The sequence below is a fragment of the Microbulbifer variabilis genome, from assembly GCF_020524905.1.
Taxonomy (GTDB): Bacteria; Pseudomonadota; Gammaproteobacteria; order Pseudomonadales; family Cellvibrionaceae; genus Microbulbifer; species Microbulbifer variabilis_A.
The window spans coordinates 53,369-68,020 of sequence record NZ_JAIVKI010000023.1 but is presented as its reverse complement, the minus strand read 5'-3'; the positions used below and the strand labels follow the sequence as shown (position 1 = coordinate 68,020).

The 14,652-nt window shown below is 49.1% G+C and carries 13 protein-coding genes; 2 read left to right on the top strand and 11 right to left on the bottom strand.

Annotated features, from left to right (window positions below; all coding sequences use genetic code 11):
* Nucleotides 1-99: 99 nt before the first annotated feature.
* From LC073_RS19390 to LC073_RS19380, 3 genes are all read right to left on the bottom strand, one after another.
* Nucleotides 100-630 carry a dienelactone hydrolase family protein gene (locus LC073_RS19390; RefSeq protein WP_319004743.1) on the bottom strand — a complete coding sequence of 177 codons (531 nt, stop codon included), beginning with the start codon at nucleotides 628-630 and terminating at the stop codon, nucleotides 100-102.
* Nucleotides 570-1,031, bottom strand: a complete 462-nt coding sequence (locus LC073_RS19385; RefSeq protein WP_226648978.1) for a hypothetical protein — start codon at nucleotides 1,029-1,031, stop codon at nucleotides 570-572. The genes LC073_RS19390 and LC073_RS19385 overlap by 61 nt, the downstream gene beginning before the upstream one ends.
* A gap of 144 nt (nucleotides 1,032-1,175) precedes the next feature.
* On the bottom strand, nucleotides 1,176-2,288 hold the full coding sequence (locus tag LC073_RS19380; RefSeq protein ID WP_226648977.1) for an NADH:flavin oxidoreductase: 1,113 nt from the start codon (nucleotides 2,286-2,288) through the stop codon (nucleotides 1,176-1,178).
* Nucleotides 2,289-2,436: 148 nt separating this feature from the next.
* Between LC073_RS19380 and LC073_RS19375 the strand changes: the two genes are divergently transcribed.
* On the top strand, nucleotides 2,437-2,898 hold the full coding sequence (locus tag LC073_RS19375) for a winged helix-turn-helix transcriptional regulator (protein WP_226648976.1): 462 nt from the start codon (nucleotides 2,437-2,439) through the stop codon (nucleotides 2,896-2,898).
* 12 nt (nucleotides 2,899-2,910) lie between these two features.
* Here the strand turns inward: LC073_RS19375 and LC073_RS19370 are convergent, their stop codons facing one another.
* The 5 genes from LC073_RS19370 to LC073_RS19350 form a co-directional block, all read right to left on the bottom strand.
* A complete protein-coding gene (locus LC073_RS19370; RefSeq protein ID WP_226648975.1) occupies nucleotides 2,911-3,969 on the bottom strand; it encodes a type 1 glutamine amidotransferase domain-containing protein in 1,059 nt (352 codons plus the stop codon).
* Between the two features lie 215 nt (nucleotides 3,970-4,184).
* Nucleotides 4,185-5,432: a sensor histidine kinase gene (locus tag LC073_RS19365; RefSeq protein WP_226648974.1), complete on the bottom strand. Its 1,248-nt coding sequence runs from the start codon at nucleotides 5,430-5,432 to the stop codon at nucleotides 4,185-4,187.
* The gene (locus LC073_RS19360) at nucleotides 5,416-6,111 is read right to left on the bottom strand and encodes a response regulator transcription factor (RefSeq protein WP_226648973.1); all 696 of its coding nucleotides are present in this window, start codon (nucleotides 6,109-6,111) and stop codon (nucleotides 5,416-5,418) included. Before LC073_RS19360 ends, LC073_RS19365 begins: the two co-directional genes overlap by 17 nt.
* Nucleotides 6,112-6,215: 104 nt before the next feature.
* Nucleotides 6,216-6,944 (bottom strand): pteridine reductase, encoded by a 729-nt coding sequence (locus LC073_RS19355; RefSeq protein WP_226648972.1) that lies wholly within the window; start codon nucleotides 6,942-6,944, stop codon nucleotides 6,216-6,218.
* Nucleotides 6,937-8,157 carry a multifunctional CCA addition/repair protein gene (locus LC073_RS19350; RefSeq protein ID WP_226648971.1) on the bottom strand — a complete coding sequence of 407 codons (1,221 nt, stop codon included), beginning with the start codon at nucleotides 8,155-8,157 and terminating at the stop codon, nucleotides 6,937-6,939. Before LC073_RS19350 ends, LC073_RS19355 begins: the two co-directional genes overlap by 8 nt.
* Nucleotides 8,158-8,696: 539 nt before the next feature.
* Between LC073_RS19350 and LC073_RS19345 the strand changes: the two genes are divergently transcribed.
* Nucleotides 8,697-9,269 (top strand): helix-turn-helix domain-containing protein, encoded by a 573-nt coding sequence (locus LC073_RS19345; RefSeq protein ID WP_226648970.1) that lies wholly within the window; start codon nucleotides 8,697-8,699, stop codon nucleotides 9,267-9,269.
* 83 nt (nucleotides 9,270-9,352) lie between these two features.
* Here the strand turns inward: LC073_RS19345 and LC073_RS19340 are convergent, their stop codons facing one another.
* From LC073_RS19340 to LC073_RS19330, 3 genes are all read right to left on the bottom strand, one after another.
* Nucleotides 9,353-10,942, bottom strand: a complete 1,590-nt coding sequence (locus LC073_RS19340) for a SpoVR family protein (protein WP_226648969.1) — start codon at nucleotides 10,940-10,942, stop codon at nucleotides 9,353-9,355.
* A complete protein-coding gene (locus LC073_RS19335) occupies nucleotides 10,936-12,219 on the bottom strand; it encodes a YeaH/YhbH family protein (RefSeq protein ID WP_226648968.1) in 1,284 nt (427 codons plus the stop codon). Before LC073_RS19335 ends, LC073_RS19340 begins: the two co-directional genes overlap by 7 nt.
* Nucleotides 12,220-12,404: 185 nt before the next feature.
* Nucleotides 12,405-14,327 carry a PrkA family serine protein kinase gene (locus LC073_RS19330; protein ID WP_226648967.1) on the bottom strand — a complete coding sequence of 641 codons (1,923 nt, stop codon included), beginning with the start codon at nucleotides 14,325-14,327 and terminating at the stop codon, nucleotides 12,405-12,407.
* Nucleotides 14,328-14,652 lie beyond the last annotated feature (325 nt).

Genomic DNA, 14,652 nt, shown 5'->3' with positions numbered 1-14,652 from the left:
TTATTCGTGTTCATAACCGCGATCTTGCCAAACCATTTAAATGGACAAAGAGCGCCGACACGATACTGGCTTCAGTGCAGCGAGCCAAAAATGTGTCACCTAATTAACCGCATGGTCCATTAGCCACTCAGAAACAGCTTCAATATAGCTTGATGGCAATATATGACTGCCTGGGAAGATTTGATGTTGCTTGTTTTTAATATTAATAAGCTCAAATAGAGCAGTGTTCTCTGCCTGCGTTGCAAATTCATCGTTATCTGCAGTGATAAGCAGGAGATCTTGGGCTCGGATGTGGGAGGCAAAATTGATCGGGGCCACTGCGGCCACCCTGTTATCAAGATAAGGGGGCACCAAGCTGATTACGTTTTGGATGTTTTCTTCCAGCGCACTGAGCAATAAAACAATCTGTGCACCCATACTGTAACCGGCAAGGCTGATTCGGGTTTCATCCAGTTGGGGTTGCGTTGAAAGCCAATCAATCAAGACCCGGTAATCCAATATGGTTTTGCGAATCATATCCACGTAGGCATTTTTATCCCGAAAATAGTGCAATTTGTTCATGATGCTGTTTACTGGAAGATCTGGATTTTTACGGCTGCCGTGGTATCGGGCATCAATGGCAATAACCACATAGCTCTTTTGGGTGGCGATATCAGTAATCTTGTTGACCTGGGTGATTGTTGGGCGATCCTTGAATGAGCCACTCCACCAGCGTTCATGACTTCTGCCGATGGCGGAAACACCGAGTAAAATGGGGTAGCTTGATTTTTTGCCTGGGGATAACGGATCTGCCCATTGACTTTGTCGCCATCAAAGCTGGTATAAGTAAAGCCGAATTGATTGTTGTCCAGAGGGGTTAGGAAAATATCAAGAGACTGCGGAGTTTGGTAATTATGGGATGAAAGGATCTCCTGAAAGCTTATGGGCTCCTCTTTAAGAGCGATAAATAGATGCCAATAAACTACGAGTAAACCTAAGCCAAAAACACTAAACACGATGGCTTTGAGAATTATTAAGTGTGCCTTTTGCATAAAACTAATCTCCAGTATTTACCGAAGAGGCTAAGCGCAGAAAGGTGAAATTCAGATGATTTGTGAGAGGAAGAATAACTATTTGGATTTCTACATTAAAATAAGAGAAGCAGCCGGGGGACAGCTGCTTTTCTGCTCTGAATTTTAGCTTAGGCCCATCAGCGCTTCTTTGGTAAATGGAGTGATTTCCTCCGCGCGATCTTCGCGTACCTTGGCGAACCAGTGCGGGTCCTGTAGTAGTGCGCGGCCAACAGCGATCAGGTCGAACTCCTGGTTGTCCATGCGGCGGGTCAGCTCACCCAGATCGGTGGGATTGGCGGTGCCGCCCATGCCCTGGTTATTGCCGCCGATAAAATCATCGTCGAGGCCGACACTGCCGACGGAAATTACCGGTTTGCCAGTCAGTTCCTTGGTCCAGCCTGCCAGGTTGAGGTCAGAGCCCTCGAACTCCGGCAGCCAGAAACGTCTTGTCGATGCGTGGAAAATATCAACGCCAGCTTCAACCAGTGGTGTCAGGAAGCGTTTTAGTTCTTCGGGGTTTTGCGCCAGTTTGGCTTCGTAATCCTGTTGCTTCCATTGGGAGTAGCGCAGCACAATGGCGAAATCTTCGCCCACGGCTTCACGCACGGCTTTGATAATTTCCACAGCAAAGCGGGTGCGGTTCTCGATGGAGCCACCGTACTCATCATCGCGTTGGTTGGTGCCTTCCCAGAAAAACTGGTCGATCAGGTAGCCGTGGGCGCCGTGAATTTCTACACCGTCGAACCCAATTTCCTTGGCAGCTTTTGCCGCAGCCGCGAAGGCTTGTACAACTTCCTGGATATCCCCTTTGCTCATCGCCAGGCCAGAGGCTTTGCCGGGTTTGAACAGGCCCGAGGGGGAGTAGCCGGGTACAGATTTGTCCGGGCCTATGCCCTCTTTACGCACAGAGCCCACATGCCACAGCTGTGGGATAATCTGGCCACCAGCAGCATGTACTTCATCTACCACTTTTTTCCAGCCGGCGAGGGCGGCATCGCCGTAGATTGCTGGCACATTCTCATAGCCATTAGCAGCTTTGTGATTGACGAAAGTGCCCTCGGTAATAATCAGGCCAACTTCTCCCTCGGCGCGGCGGCGGTAATAACCGGCTACTTGGTCATTGGCGGCATAACCCGGCGACATGGTGCGGGTCATCGGGGCCATAGCGACCCGGTTGCGCAGTTTTAGGGATTTATGCTCGAAAGGGCGCAGCAGGCTGTCCAGGGAACCACTCATATTTCTCTCCTAGGTTGCTCGATTCACCACTGGGACTCACCGGTCCCACTAGGTCACAATTAAAATGGTTGCGTTATAAGACCTTATTTTGGTTGTGAGTTCAATATCTGGTTTCGTATTGCAACCCTTTTGTCGGTATACTGGCCTTATGTCACGTAAACGCTTTGATGATCTCGATTGCTCCCTGGCCTGCGCCCTGAATGAGGTGGGAGACTGGTGGTCCCTGCTGATAATTAAGCAGGCGATGCTGGGTACCCGCCGTTTTGTGGATTTTCAAAGAAACCTGGGAATCGCAAAGAATATCCTTGTGGACCGCCTGTCTCGTTTATTGGAAAACGAGGTGTTGGTGCGTTTTGATGCGGGGGAACACGGCACTCGCTACGAGTATCGCTTGACGGAAAAGGGCCGCGACCTGTTTACGGTGATAATAGCCCTGCGCCAGTGGAATCTGCGCTGGAATGGCAATAAAGATGGGATGCATCTGATTGATCAAAACAGTGGCGAGCCTATCTCCGAGGTGGCTGTGCAGAATGCCCAGGGGCAAAAACTCAGCATCCGCGATGTATTATTTGTGGATGAAAATGGCCAGCCGCTGGAGCAGGCTGGCTAGTTAGTGGCTGTGTTATTCCTGGCTAATGGATAGCAGCTTGATAATATCCAGAGTCTTGCGGGGCTCCCTGCGCATCGCAGAAACAACGCCGTGCATAGCTAATAGGCGCTGATCTAATTCCCCTTTCTCCTGAAGCGCCTGTATTTCTTCTGCGGCTTCGGAAAAACCCCGTTGCTCATAAGTGAGTAGCAACTCGACGGTTTGCTCTGCCGGGGTTACTTGGCGTGGAACTGGGGTATAACCCATCGCTTTCACCATACTCTCAGCCGTCAGCCAGGTGGACCAGGGGTTTTGCCCGGTAACGAGCTGGCCATCCACACTGACTTGTTCTAGGTAGGTGGGTCCAGCCTGAAAAATCGCGCCCTGTTCACGTAAGCGATCCTCCAGCAGGAAGGGATACCGCTGTGGAGCGTCGGGAATAAGAAATAGCTCTTCTTCGTTGGTAAAAGCACTAATCTGCCGATCGGTGATTAAGGGTTCGCCATTTTCCAGGGTGACATTGGCAAGCGCCGCCGGTCCATGACATACCGCTCCGATAATTTTGCCGCTGTAATAAAGATCCCGCACCAGGGTCTGAATATAGGGATTATCGGGGAAATCGAACATGGCGCCTTTACCGCCAACAAAAAATACTGCCTGGTAATCTTCCGCAGAAACTTGATCGATAGGAATGCTGTTATTGACCTTTTGTTGCGCTTCCGGGTCATTGAGAAAGGCGTAGTCGAAAGGCCCCATATCATCTTTATCGATCACCGCAGGTGGTTTGCCACCTTTGGGGCTGGCAATATCGACAATAAAGCCGTTGGCTAAAAAGGTGTAATAGGGGCGTGCCAGTTCAGTTAATTCATAACCAGTGGCCTTGCCACTATCTCCTATCGTTTCAGTACTGGTGACAACAGCTAATATTTTTCCTCGGCTTTCCTTGGGTAATTGTTGTAAATACGGTAGATCACTGATCATCGTAGTGAAAAAATCCTGCTCCTGGGGTGGAATTAAGCCATTAACCCAAATAATAAAAGCAAAAAAGACGGACAGAGTCAGTGCCAGGGAAATAAGAATTTTCTTCAACATATTAATCTCCAAAATTGTGGTAGCAGACGGGAAATCTTCTAGTGAGTGAATTCGTAGGAGAATAAGGGGAGGAAGGTGAAATTCAGGTGAGATTGTAGTTGCTAAATAGGAAGAAAGAATAAACTGCGTTCGGGATAGTATAAGGCATGGATGCCGATTCACTGTGCGTCTTGAATACAGTAGGTTTTAGTGGTAATGGTCTGAACCATAGAAAGCTACTGTGTTAGAGACAGTGCGCACTGATAAATATTTTTTCGATATTGGACAGAGATGGTCCAATTTAAGGCTTCACAGATTCTCTTGGCCAGGAAAAGGCCTTGACCTATACCATCACTGCCATCCTTCTTTTGGCCGGGTAAGAGGGCGGTTTCTAGATCTAATTGATTGTCCGTGGCGTTCTCAAAACAGAGTGTGTCCCCTTTATAGGCAATAACCAATTCAGGGCTGGAAGCGTGCTGTAAAGCATTGCTGATTAAGTTATCGAATAGCAGAGTTACCAGGAGTCGGTTGGCCAGGGCTCTTTCTTTGTATCCTAATTTTAAATCAACCTTAAAATGCTTTTGTGCAAGTGCTTGGTGTTGAACTAAAAGGCGCTCCTCAAGAAAGGCACGCAATGGGATATTTTCAGGTTTTAAAGACTCTGAGCGGGCGAGGGCCAGGAGTGTTTTAACGGTCTCTTCCATGCTAGTAACGGTTTCTAATAGCTCTGTTTTTTCAAGTTTGGTCATTTCCCTGTTTTGACTAAGAGTCAGAGTGCCTTTCAGTATGGTTAGCCCGGTGCGCAACTCATGGCTGGTATCCCGGGTAAATTCGGTTTCCCTGCGCAATGTCTGCTTGAGCTGGTTAATCGTTTCTTGCAGGGTAGATGCCAAATAGCCGATTTCATCTTGTTCATTGTTATAGGGCAGGGAAATCTCTGAGTCGGTATTTATTTGCTGTTTAACAGCTTTAGCCAGGGTTACAACAGGTGCGATGGTTTTATGGGAAATACGATAAGCGCAGTAAAGAGCTAAAAGCAGGGTCAAAGCACAGGCAGAGGCAAAAAGCCAGAGTAGTTGTGAGGATTGTCTCGTAACAGTGAGTAATTCACTAACTTCAGCCACGAGAACTGCAGAGCTGTTGTCCGAGAAATGTACCCTACGCAGATGGAAGTGAAACTCAGAATCACTAAACCATTCAGCTTTTTCTGTATGGTCGGGCAAGGCAGTACGCAGTTCTGGCGGAATTATCTGGTCTTTAGTGTAAAGCGTTAAATACGGTAAGCGAGGCTCTGGAATGGAATCAGGCCATTGTGCCTGTTGTTCGAGGTGGCGAACTTCCCCGGCCAATAAATTATCGAGCAGATGGTCTTCAACCACGTAGGCAACCATCATACAGATGGCAAAAAATACCAAGCATAGCAGTAGAGTAAATCCGCCCAAAATAGCGAAAACCTTTCTTTGTAATTTACTGGTTTCGCGCATTGGCAACATCCAGCTGATAACCGAGATTGTTAATGGTTTTCAACATAGGAACCTGGAAAGGCTTATCTAATGTTTGGCGCAGACTATAAATATGGGATTTTAAGGCGTCTGTTTTAGGCGGCTCATCACCCCAAATATGGTGGATTATTGCCGAACGACTTACTGGAGCTGGTGAGGCTTGGGCGAGCAAAGCGAGAATGCGGTAACCGATAGTTGTCAGGGCCAATGGTTGTTTATCCCTGTAAGCGGTTTGCTGGCGCTGGTTTATTTGTAGATCACCGATTTGGATTTCATCACTGGTATGCAGTTGGTGTCTGCGGGCAAGGGCACGGCACCGCAATATCAACTCCCTTGGTTCAAAGGGTTTACATAAGTAGTCATCGGCACCAATGCCAAAACCGCTCTCCTTATCTGCGATCGAATCGCGGGCGGTCAACATCAGTATTGGCATATTGACCGCTGCTTGTGTCTTGATCTTCTCGCACACCTTTAAGCCATCCATATCTGGAAGGCCCAGGTCGAGAATGATCAGATCGAAGATTTGTTCCAGCGCCAGATGCAAGCCCTGGCGACCCCGGTGGGCAAAATCCATTTGCCACCCTTCAATTTCCAAGAACTCGGCAAGCTGACGAGCGATACTGGGGTTATCTTCTATCAACAGTATTTTCAGGGGGCGCACCGGTAAATCTCTTGTGGCAGAGAAAGTTACAAAACATTCTGCCAGAGTACCGGTGAAATTGAAGTGAAGCTCGGCGGCTGAATCGCTGTGAGGCTTAAGGATAATTAGATATTGAGGCTTCGGCCGCCGTCTACAGCAATAACCTGGCCGCTGATATAGGGAGCGTCGCAGACGAGGAAGCGTACAGTTTTGGCGATATCACTGGGGTCACCGGTTCGGGCCAGGGGAATGCGCTGGGTGATTTGTGCTTTTTTGGCTTCATTTGTTACTTCTTGCTCCGGCCATAGAATGGCACCGGGGGCGACGGCATTGACCCGAACCTGGGGCGATAGCTCCAGTGCAAGGCTTTTTGTCAGCATTACCAGCCCAGCTTTGGCGGCGCAGTAAATAGTGTGTTCGGGCATTGGGCGCTCGGCGTGGATATCCGCCATATTAACAATGCAGCCCCGCCGTTGGCTGAGGCTTTCTTTTAGGGCCTGGGTAAGAAAGAAGGGGGCTTTGAGGTTGCTGCCTACCAGCCGGTCCCAATCCTCCTCGGTAGCCTCTCCCACAGGTGTAGGGTGGAATGCTGAGGCGTTGTTGACCAGAACATCGATACCACCCCAGGCCTCTTGTGCGCGCTGGGCAAACTCTGAACAAGCTTGGGCACTATTTAATTCACTGTGCAGCGCAATAGCAGAATTGGGGCGGCGTTGGTTGAGTTGATCCACCAGAGAGCTGGCAGCATCAGCCGAGTTGCGATAGTGAATAACAACCCGGTGATCTTTATGGAGTTCTTCGGCAATCGCGCGACCCAAGCGAGCGGCCGCGCCGGTAATTAATACACTACGCACTGAAGTTATCCTTAACTTTGGCAATTGCCTTGATGCGCTCCCGGTCCAGCGCTTGTCCCAGCTTCGCCCCCTGGTAACCCTGCTTGATTAACTCTTCGGCGGTTACCGCAGCTGCCGCTTTGCGGGCGGCACGCAGGTAGTTCACCTGTGGGTAATCTCGGTCCTCCAGGCCTTGACGGCCTCGGGCATCTGCCTCACAGGCGAGCAGGAAGTTTTCAAACCGCTCGGGGCGCCGCAGGGCATCCAGATTGCGGATCATTTTCATAAGGGTTTGAGGGCGTAATTCGAATGCCCTGTGGCAATGCAGGTGGTATTCGCAGACACCGATAGCCAGAGCAGTTAGTTCTTTTGGAGTACGCCATCGTTCACAGACTGCCTGCACCAGGGGAACTCCAGCAGATTCATGACCGGTATGGCTGGGGAGGGTTTCATCGGGAGTGAGGCCTTTACCTAGGTCGTGTAGTAAGACGGCGAAACGCACAGGCAGCTCGGCGGGGGCGGTGTGGAGGGCCAATAAAACATGCTCGCCGGTATCCACTTCGGGGTGGTGTCTGGGAGGTTGGGGTACGCCGAACAGGTTTTCCAATTCAGGAAGCAGGATGGTTAGGGCTCCGCACTCGCGCAATACACGGAAAAAAATATCGGGGTCCGGTTCAGTCAGAGCACGGCTGACCTCTTTCCAAACTCGCTCGGCAACCAAATATTCAACCTCGCCGGCCGCTACCATCTGCCGCATTAGGGCCATAGTTTCTTTGGCGACGGTAAACCCAAGGTGGTGATAACGCGCGGCAAAGCGGGCTACTCGCAATACACGCAAGGGGTCCTCGGAGAAGGCAGGGGATACGTGGCGCAGCAGGCGGGCCTGCAAGTCTTCCTGGCCTTTGTAGGGGTCGATTAGCTCTCCGTCTTCAGTCTCGGCCATGGCGTTGATGGTGAGATCGCGGCGCAGCAGGTCTTCTTCCAGGGTGATATCCGCTGTGGCATTGACAGTGAAACCCCCGTAGCCGTGCCCGCTTTTGCGCTCTGTACGGGCAAGGGCGTACTCCTCCCCGGTTTGTGGATGCAGAAAAACCGGGAAATCTTTCCCCACTGGGCTGTAGCCGAGACTGCGCATGTGTTCGGCATCGGTGCCCACCACTACCCAGTCTCGTTCAGTTACTGGACGGTTGAGCAGTTTGTCACGAACCGCGCCGCCAACAAGGTAGATCTTCAAGTGAAATTCTCCACAGCTGGAGATAGTGATTCTTCGGGAAGGGGTTGCACTGCCATAAATCCATTGGTTCCGGCACAGTCCACCAATTACTGGGAGACAACATTACGTGATTACGTGGGAAGTAAAGACTGGGATTTGAGCAAGATAAAAAAAAGGCCCCGAAAAAACAAGGGGGCCCAGGGTCTTAGGGTATTCGCTTAGCAAACATCTAATTGCCAATAGCGGGATAACTGACTTGCCGGCCATGCCCGCTGGAGAGGATCTGGCGACACAGTTGTACCGCAAAATCTGAGGTCATTCTATGGGACCTGTCATACCTGTCAACTATATCTTTTAGTATTTTTTGAGGGGGTTGTTTCGCTGTTCGTTAACTAGATACATGGACCGAATTTCGGGCTGGTTTTGCAGCATTGAACAGCATAATTTATAGGGGCGATCCTGTTGGGCAGGATAATTTCGCGCCTGGCTTCGGGGGATGAAGTCGGGACTCGTGAAGTTGACCTGGCCGTCAAGGACTGCAGTTGTTGGGGAGAATAAATATGAGCGAACTACATGTGCTAACCACCGGGGAAGCGGCTCGGTATTGTGGGGTCAATTTCCGAACGGTGATTCGCTGGATTGAGCGGGGGCAGCTCAAAGCTTACAAACTTCCGGGGCGTGGCGACCATCGCATTTGTGTAGAGGACTTCGTGGGCTTCCTACGGGATAACTCTATGCCAGTGCCGAATGACCTGGCTGTACCTAGCCGCAAAGTACTGTTGCTAACAACAGACCCGGAGCTGACTTCTTCAGGCCTGCAGGCTCTGAAAAATATCGGCTGTGATATCGAGGTAGCTGGTGATAGCTTCTCTGCGGGCATTTTAATGGCTAATGCCAAGCCGACGTTGTTAGTGGTTGACGCCGCTTTGGTTGGTGATGGTGGGTTCCAGGTGCTGGATTATCTGAGGTCGCGCAGTGAGTATAGCAACCTGCGTATTCTGGTCGTGGCTGCCGAAGAGGATCAGGATAAAGCTCGCTGGTTAGATGCAGGAGCGGATGCCCTCCTGGCACATCGCGAGGAGCGCGGTGAACTGGCTGCTAAAGCTAGGTTGTTGTTAGAGGCTGATCACTAAGCCAAGCTTTTCTGCTTAGATTTATTCCAGGTCATTCGCCCCATTTGCCCGGGAGCTTTTTTAAAAAAGCTCCCGGGCAAAATTCAGATGGGTTTCGGAATGAGCATTGATTCCTCTTCTCCCTCCTGCCTGTCTCGGCCCTGTTCAGGGCAGTGGTAGCTAGCCGTAATTTCATCCCCGTTGAGGCTATTTAGGTGTATATCAAAACCCCAAAGCCTGTGTAGATGCCTTAAAACCTCGGGTGTATCTTTGCTTAATGGGCGGCGGCGATGCTGGGTATGGTTTAGGGTTAGGGAGCGGTCTCCCCGTGTATCTACAGAGTAAACCTGGATGTTAGGTTCCCGGTTACCTAAGTTATATTGGCCAGCGAGATTTTCCCGTAACTGTCGATAACCACTTTCGTCATGGATTGCGCTGACAACAATTTCATTTTCCTGGTCGTTGTCACTGATACAAAAAAGTTTCATATCGCGCATTACTTTTGGGGAGAGAAACTGCAGGATAAAACTCTCGTCCTTAAAGTCGCGCATGGCAAAATGCAGTGTCTCTCGCCAATTACTCCCAGCGATATCTGGAAACCAGCGGCGATCTTCATCGGTAGGGTCTTCACAGATGCGCCTGAGGTCACTAAATATACTAAAACCCAGAGTGTATGGGTTGATGCCGTTGTAATAGGGACTGTCAAAACTGGGTTGGTAAATCACATTGGTGTGGCTTTGTAAGAACTCCATCATAAAGCCTTCCGTGACACGACCACGCCGGTAGAGCTCTGTCAATAATGTGTAGTGCCAGAAAGTGGCCCAGCCTTCGTTCATTACCTGGGTTTGACGCTGTGGATAAAAATACTGGGCGAGCTTGCGTACGATACGCACCAATTCCCTTTGCCAGCCTTCGAGCAGGGGAGCATTTTTCTCAATAAAGTAGAGGATGTTTTCCTGTGGCTCTTCTGGAAAACGTTTTTCATTCGAGGCTTCAGCGCCGTCCCCAAGTTTTGGAATTGTTCGCCAGAGATCGTTTAGCTGCCGCTGTCGATATTCCTCGCGCTCCTGTTGCTGGCGTTCCTCTTCGATAGCAGAAATGGGATACGGTCGTTTATAGCGGTCAACGCCGTAATTCATCAAAGCATGGCAGGAGTCCAGTACAGCCTCGACTTCATTGAGACCATGACGCTCCTCACAACGAGAGATGTAATTTTTGGCAAAAATCAGATAATCGATAATGCTGCTGGCATCAGTCCAGGAGCGAAAAAGGTAATTTCCCTTGAAGAAAGAGTTGTGCCCATAGGAGGCGTGAGCGATTACCAGAGCCTGCATCGTCATGGTGTTTTCTTCCATAAGATACGCGATACAGGGGTTGGAGTTAATAACAATTTCGTAGGCAAGTCCCATTAGGCCGCGTTGATAATTATTCTCAACGCTAATAAATTGTTTGCCGAATGACCAGTGGTTGTAGCCCACTGGCATACCCACCGATGAGTAGGCATCCATCATTTGCTCAGAGCTGATTACCTCAATTTGATTGGGGTAAGTATCCAGGCCGAATTCGTCAGCCAGTGCGCCTATAGCGCGGTCATATTCCTGGATTAACTCAAATGTCCACTCTGAGGATGTAGAGATGGGATTTACAGACTCTGGTTTTTGCGAATCATCGCCGCCGGCAAATTTGTCTAGCATCGAGCGGTCACCTTCTGGCTGAACAGTTGGCGGAATACCGGGTAGATATCCTGCACATCCACAATTTGCTCCATGGCGAAGTGATTGGGGAACAGCGCACGCACGCTTTCGTATTCTTCCCACAGGGCTTGATGGTCTCTGGGAGTGATCTCAACATAGGAGTAGTACTGTACATGGGGCATGATGTCATCGATAAGGATGCGATGGCAGGTGCTTGAGTCATCATTCCAATTATCGCCATCGGAAGCTTGGGCCCCATAAATATTCCATTCGCTGTCCGGGTAGCGATCCCGCATAATTCGTCTCATTAATTTTAGGGCGCTGGAAACAATAGTGCCTCCGGTCTCACGTGAATAAAAAAATTCCTCTTCGTCGACTTCCTTGGCGCTGGTATGGTGACGGATAAAAACGACTTCTGTGTATTCATAACTGCGTTGCAAGAAAAGGTAGAGCAATAGGAAAAAGCGTTTGGCCATATCCTTGGTGGCTTGATTCATGGAGCCAGATACGTCCATAAGGCAGAACATAACCGCCCGTGAGCGTGGTTTCGGCTGCCGGATTAGCAAGTTATATTTCAGATCAAAATCATCAAGGAATGGCACCCGGCCAACCCGTTTGCGCAACTCTGCAATTTCGCTTTTCAGAGCTTCTATCTTTCGTTGATCGCGCAGAGCGGACTCTTTTTGTTCTTCTAGTTCCAGCGATTCCTCTAGATTGCGGATATGTCTTCTTTTATTGCTAGTTAAGGCGATGCGGCGTGCATGCGCGGCTCTTAGGGAGCGAATGACATTTAGACGACCAGGGGTGCCTTCGTTGCTTATGCCCGCCCGAACCACTTGAAAAGATTCATTGCCGGCGAGTCTCCGTTTGATCATATTGGGCAGCTGTAATCCTTCAAACATAAAGTCCAGGAACTCTTCCTGGGAAATTTGGAAGACAAAATCATCAACGCCCTCGCCGCTGTCACTGGCACCGCCACCATTACCATCGCCACCTTTAGGGGGTTGACGTGGTATACGATCGCCTGCAGTAAATTCTTTATTACCGGGAAGAACACGTTCAGTATGGCCGCCATTGCCGTGGGAAAACAGAGGTTCGCTGATATCTCGGGTGGGAATACTGATACGCTCGCCCTTATCCATATCCATTATGGAGCGGCTGTTCATTGCGTCGCCTACAGCTTTTTTAATATGGGCCTTATAGCGCCTTAAAAAGCGCTGGCGATTAACAGTACTTTTCTTTTTCCCATTTAGGCGGCGGTCGATGATGTAGCTCATATTTCTGCCTTTCGTCTGAATAAAACAATCTGGCAAAGGCCACCAAGCAATCTATTCAGAAACACTCTTTCTAGCTATTGGGCCCCGACCGGGGCCCTAAGCAGTTGAAATTTTCAGCTCTATTAAGGTCGAAACACTCTCATTCAGGTATTTGAGAATCACTAACGGTAACTGTAATAAATCAGTTACTGTGATTTGCGCACTCGCAGATACCATTCTGATAATAATCTAACCTGCTTCTCTGTATAGCCACGTTCCACCATGCGGGCAACAAAATCGGCATGCTTGCGCTTGTCATCCGCTGAAGCCTTGGTGTTAAAGGAAATTACTGGTAGGAGATCCTCGGTGTTGGAGAACATCTTTTTCTCAATAACGGCACGCAGTTTCTCATAGGAGCGCCAGTCTGGATTTTTCCCTTGGTTGTTGGCTCGAGCACGTAGAACAAAATTGACAATTTCGTTCCGGAAGTCTTTTGGATTGGATATCCCTGCGGGCTTTTCAGTTTTCTCCAACTCCTCATTTAGTGCGCCACGATCAAGAATTTCACCGGTCTCTGGATCTCGGTATTCCTGATCTTGAATCCAGAAATCCGCATAAGTGACGTACCGATCAAATAAGTTTTGACCATATTCGGCGTAAGATTCAAGATAGGCCGTTTGAATTTCCTTGCCAATAAATTCGACATACCTTGGGGCCAAATATTCTTTGATAAAGCCAAGATAGTTTTCCTGTATTTCCGGTGGAAACTGTTCCTGTTCGATTTGTTGCTCAAGGACATAGAGTAAATGCACTGGATTGGCCGCCACTTCCGTAGCATCAAAATTGAAAACTTTAGAAAGTATTTTGAAGGCAAAGCGAGTGGATAGCCCATTCATACCTTCATCGACACCGGCATTATCTCGATACTCTTGAATGGTTTTTGCTTTTGGATCGGTATCCTTGAGATTCTCACCGTCATAGATACGCATCTTCGAGTAGAGACTTGAGTTCTCTGGATTTTTAACACGAGAAAGAACAGAAAATTGAGCCAGCATGCGTAGGGTGTCGGGCGCACAAGGAGCTTTTGATAGGGAGCTGTTTTCCAAAAGTTTTTGATAAATTCTGATTTCTTCGTGAACTCGAACGCAATAGGGCACTTTGACGATGTAAATTCGGTCAAGAAATGCTTCATTATTACGGTTGTTGCGGAAGGACTGCCACTCAGACTCATTGGAGTGCGCGAGAATGGTGCCATTGAACGGTATAGATCCGAGTCCTTCGGTGCTGTTGTAATTACCTTCTTGGGTTGCTGTGAGTAGGGGGTGCAGCACTTTGATCGGAGCCTTAAACATCTCCACAAATTCCATCAACCCTTGGTTGGCACGGCAAAGGCTACCTGAGAAGCTGTAGGCATCTGGATCATTTTGAGGAAAATCCTCAAGCTTTCGAATATCAATTTTTCCGACTAGCGAGGAAATATCCTGGTTATTTTCATCACCGGGTTCAGTTTTAGAGATAGCAACTTGATCAAGGATCGATGGGCGAATTTTCACTACCCTGAACTTACTGATGTCGCCTTTGAATTCATGTAGGCGTTTAACTGCCCAGGGTGACATGATGGTATTTACATAGCGCCTTGCAATGCCGTAGTCCTCCTCAAGGATACGACCATCTTCATTCGGGGAGAACAAGCTCAGAGGAGACTCAAAAACCGGAGAGTTCTTGATAGCGTATATAGGAACCTGCTCCATAAGTGCCTTAAGGCGTTCTGCCAGAGAGGACTTGCCGCCGCCGACAGGTCCCAATAAATAAAGAATTTGCTTTTTCTCCTCTAAACCCTGGGCTGCATGGCGGAAGAACGATACGATCTGCTCTATGGCCTCTTCCATGCCATAGAACTCACTGAAGGCTTTGTAACGTTTGATAACTTTGTTACAGAAAATACGTGATAGGCGAGGGTCGCGGGAGGTATCAATTAGTTCTGCCTCTCCAATCGCCATCAGCATTCTCTCAGCGGGTGAGGCATAGGCGCTGCGGTCCGTTTTACAGAGTTCCAGGTATTCCTGAATACTGAGCTCTTCATCCTGGATTGACTCGTATCTTTCCAGGTAATGATTAAAAATTGTCATAATATTTACCTCCCTGTAGCCTGGTGGGCAGAGTCCAGCGTCCTGCTTATCGTTTGGAATCAGAGCACTGACTAGTTGTTTCGAAGACTGTTTCTACTGCTCTTCCCACAAGATGCGTGGTTGGCGGTTATTCAGTCATTCCTTGCATGAGAGTCGCCCGGCATAAAGCGCTATTCATTATCGCCGTTGCTAACTTTGTTCTTCCCCGAGCCTGATGAAACAGTCCCGGCTTCTCCAGCATAGCTTTCTGGTTCACTACGGCACTGAATTGTCATCCAGAAAGGTTGAATTCAATGGCAGTTTTGGTCTTTACTTGCGGCCTACA

What these genes read in the sequence shown, in the direction of transcription:
- LC073_RS19385 (WP_226648978.1), bottom strand. Translation starts at nt 1,031, where the DNA reads ATGCAAAAGGCACACTTAATAATTCTCAAAGCCATCGTGTTTAGTGTT.
- LC073_RS19380 (WP_226648977.1), bottom strand. Translation starts at nt 2,288, where the DNA reads ATGAGTGGTTCCCTGGACAGCCTGCTGCGCCCTTTCGAGCATAAATCC.
- LC073_RS19375 (WP_226648976.1), top strand. Translation starts at nt 2,437, where the DNA reads ATGTCACGTAAACGCTTTGATGATCTCGATTGCTCCCTGGCCTGCGCC.
- LC073_RS19370 (WP_226648975.1), bottom strand. Translation starts at nt 3,969, where the DNA reads ATGTTGAAGAAAATTCTTATTTCCCTGGCACTGACTCTGTCCGTCTTT.
- LC073_RS19365 (WP_226648974.1), bottom strand. Translation starts at nt 5,432, where the DNA reads ATGCGCGAAACCAGTAAATTACAAAGAAAGGTTTTCGCTATTTTGGGC.
- LC073_RS19345 (WP_226648970.1), top strand. Translation starts at nt 8,697, where the DNA reads ATGAGCGAACTACATGTGCTAACCACCGGGGAAGCGGCTCGGTATTGT.
- LC073_RS19340 (WP_226648969.1), bottom strand. Translation starts at nt 10,942, where the DNA reads ATGCTAGACAAATTTGCCGGCGGCGATGATTCGCAAAAACCAGAGTCT.
- LC073_RS19335 (WP_226648968.1), bottom strand. Translation starts at nt 12,219, where the DNA reads ATGAGCTACATCATCGACCGCCGCCTAAATGGGAAAAAGAAAAGTACT.
- LC073_RS19330 (WP_226648967.1), bottom strand. Translation starts at nt 14,327, where the DNA reads ATGACAATTTTTAATCATTACCTGGAAAGATACGAGTCAATCCAGGAT.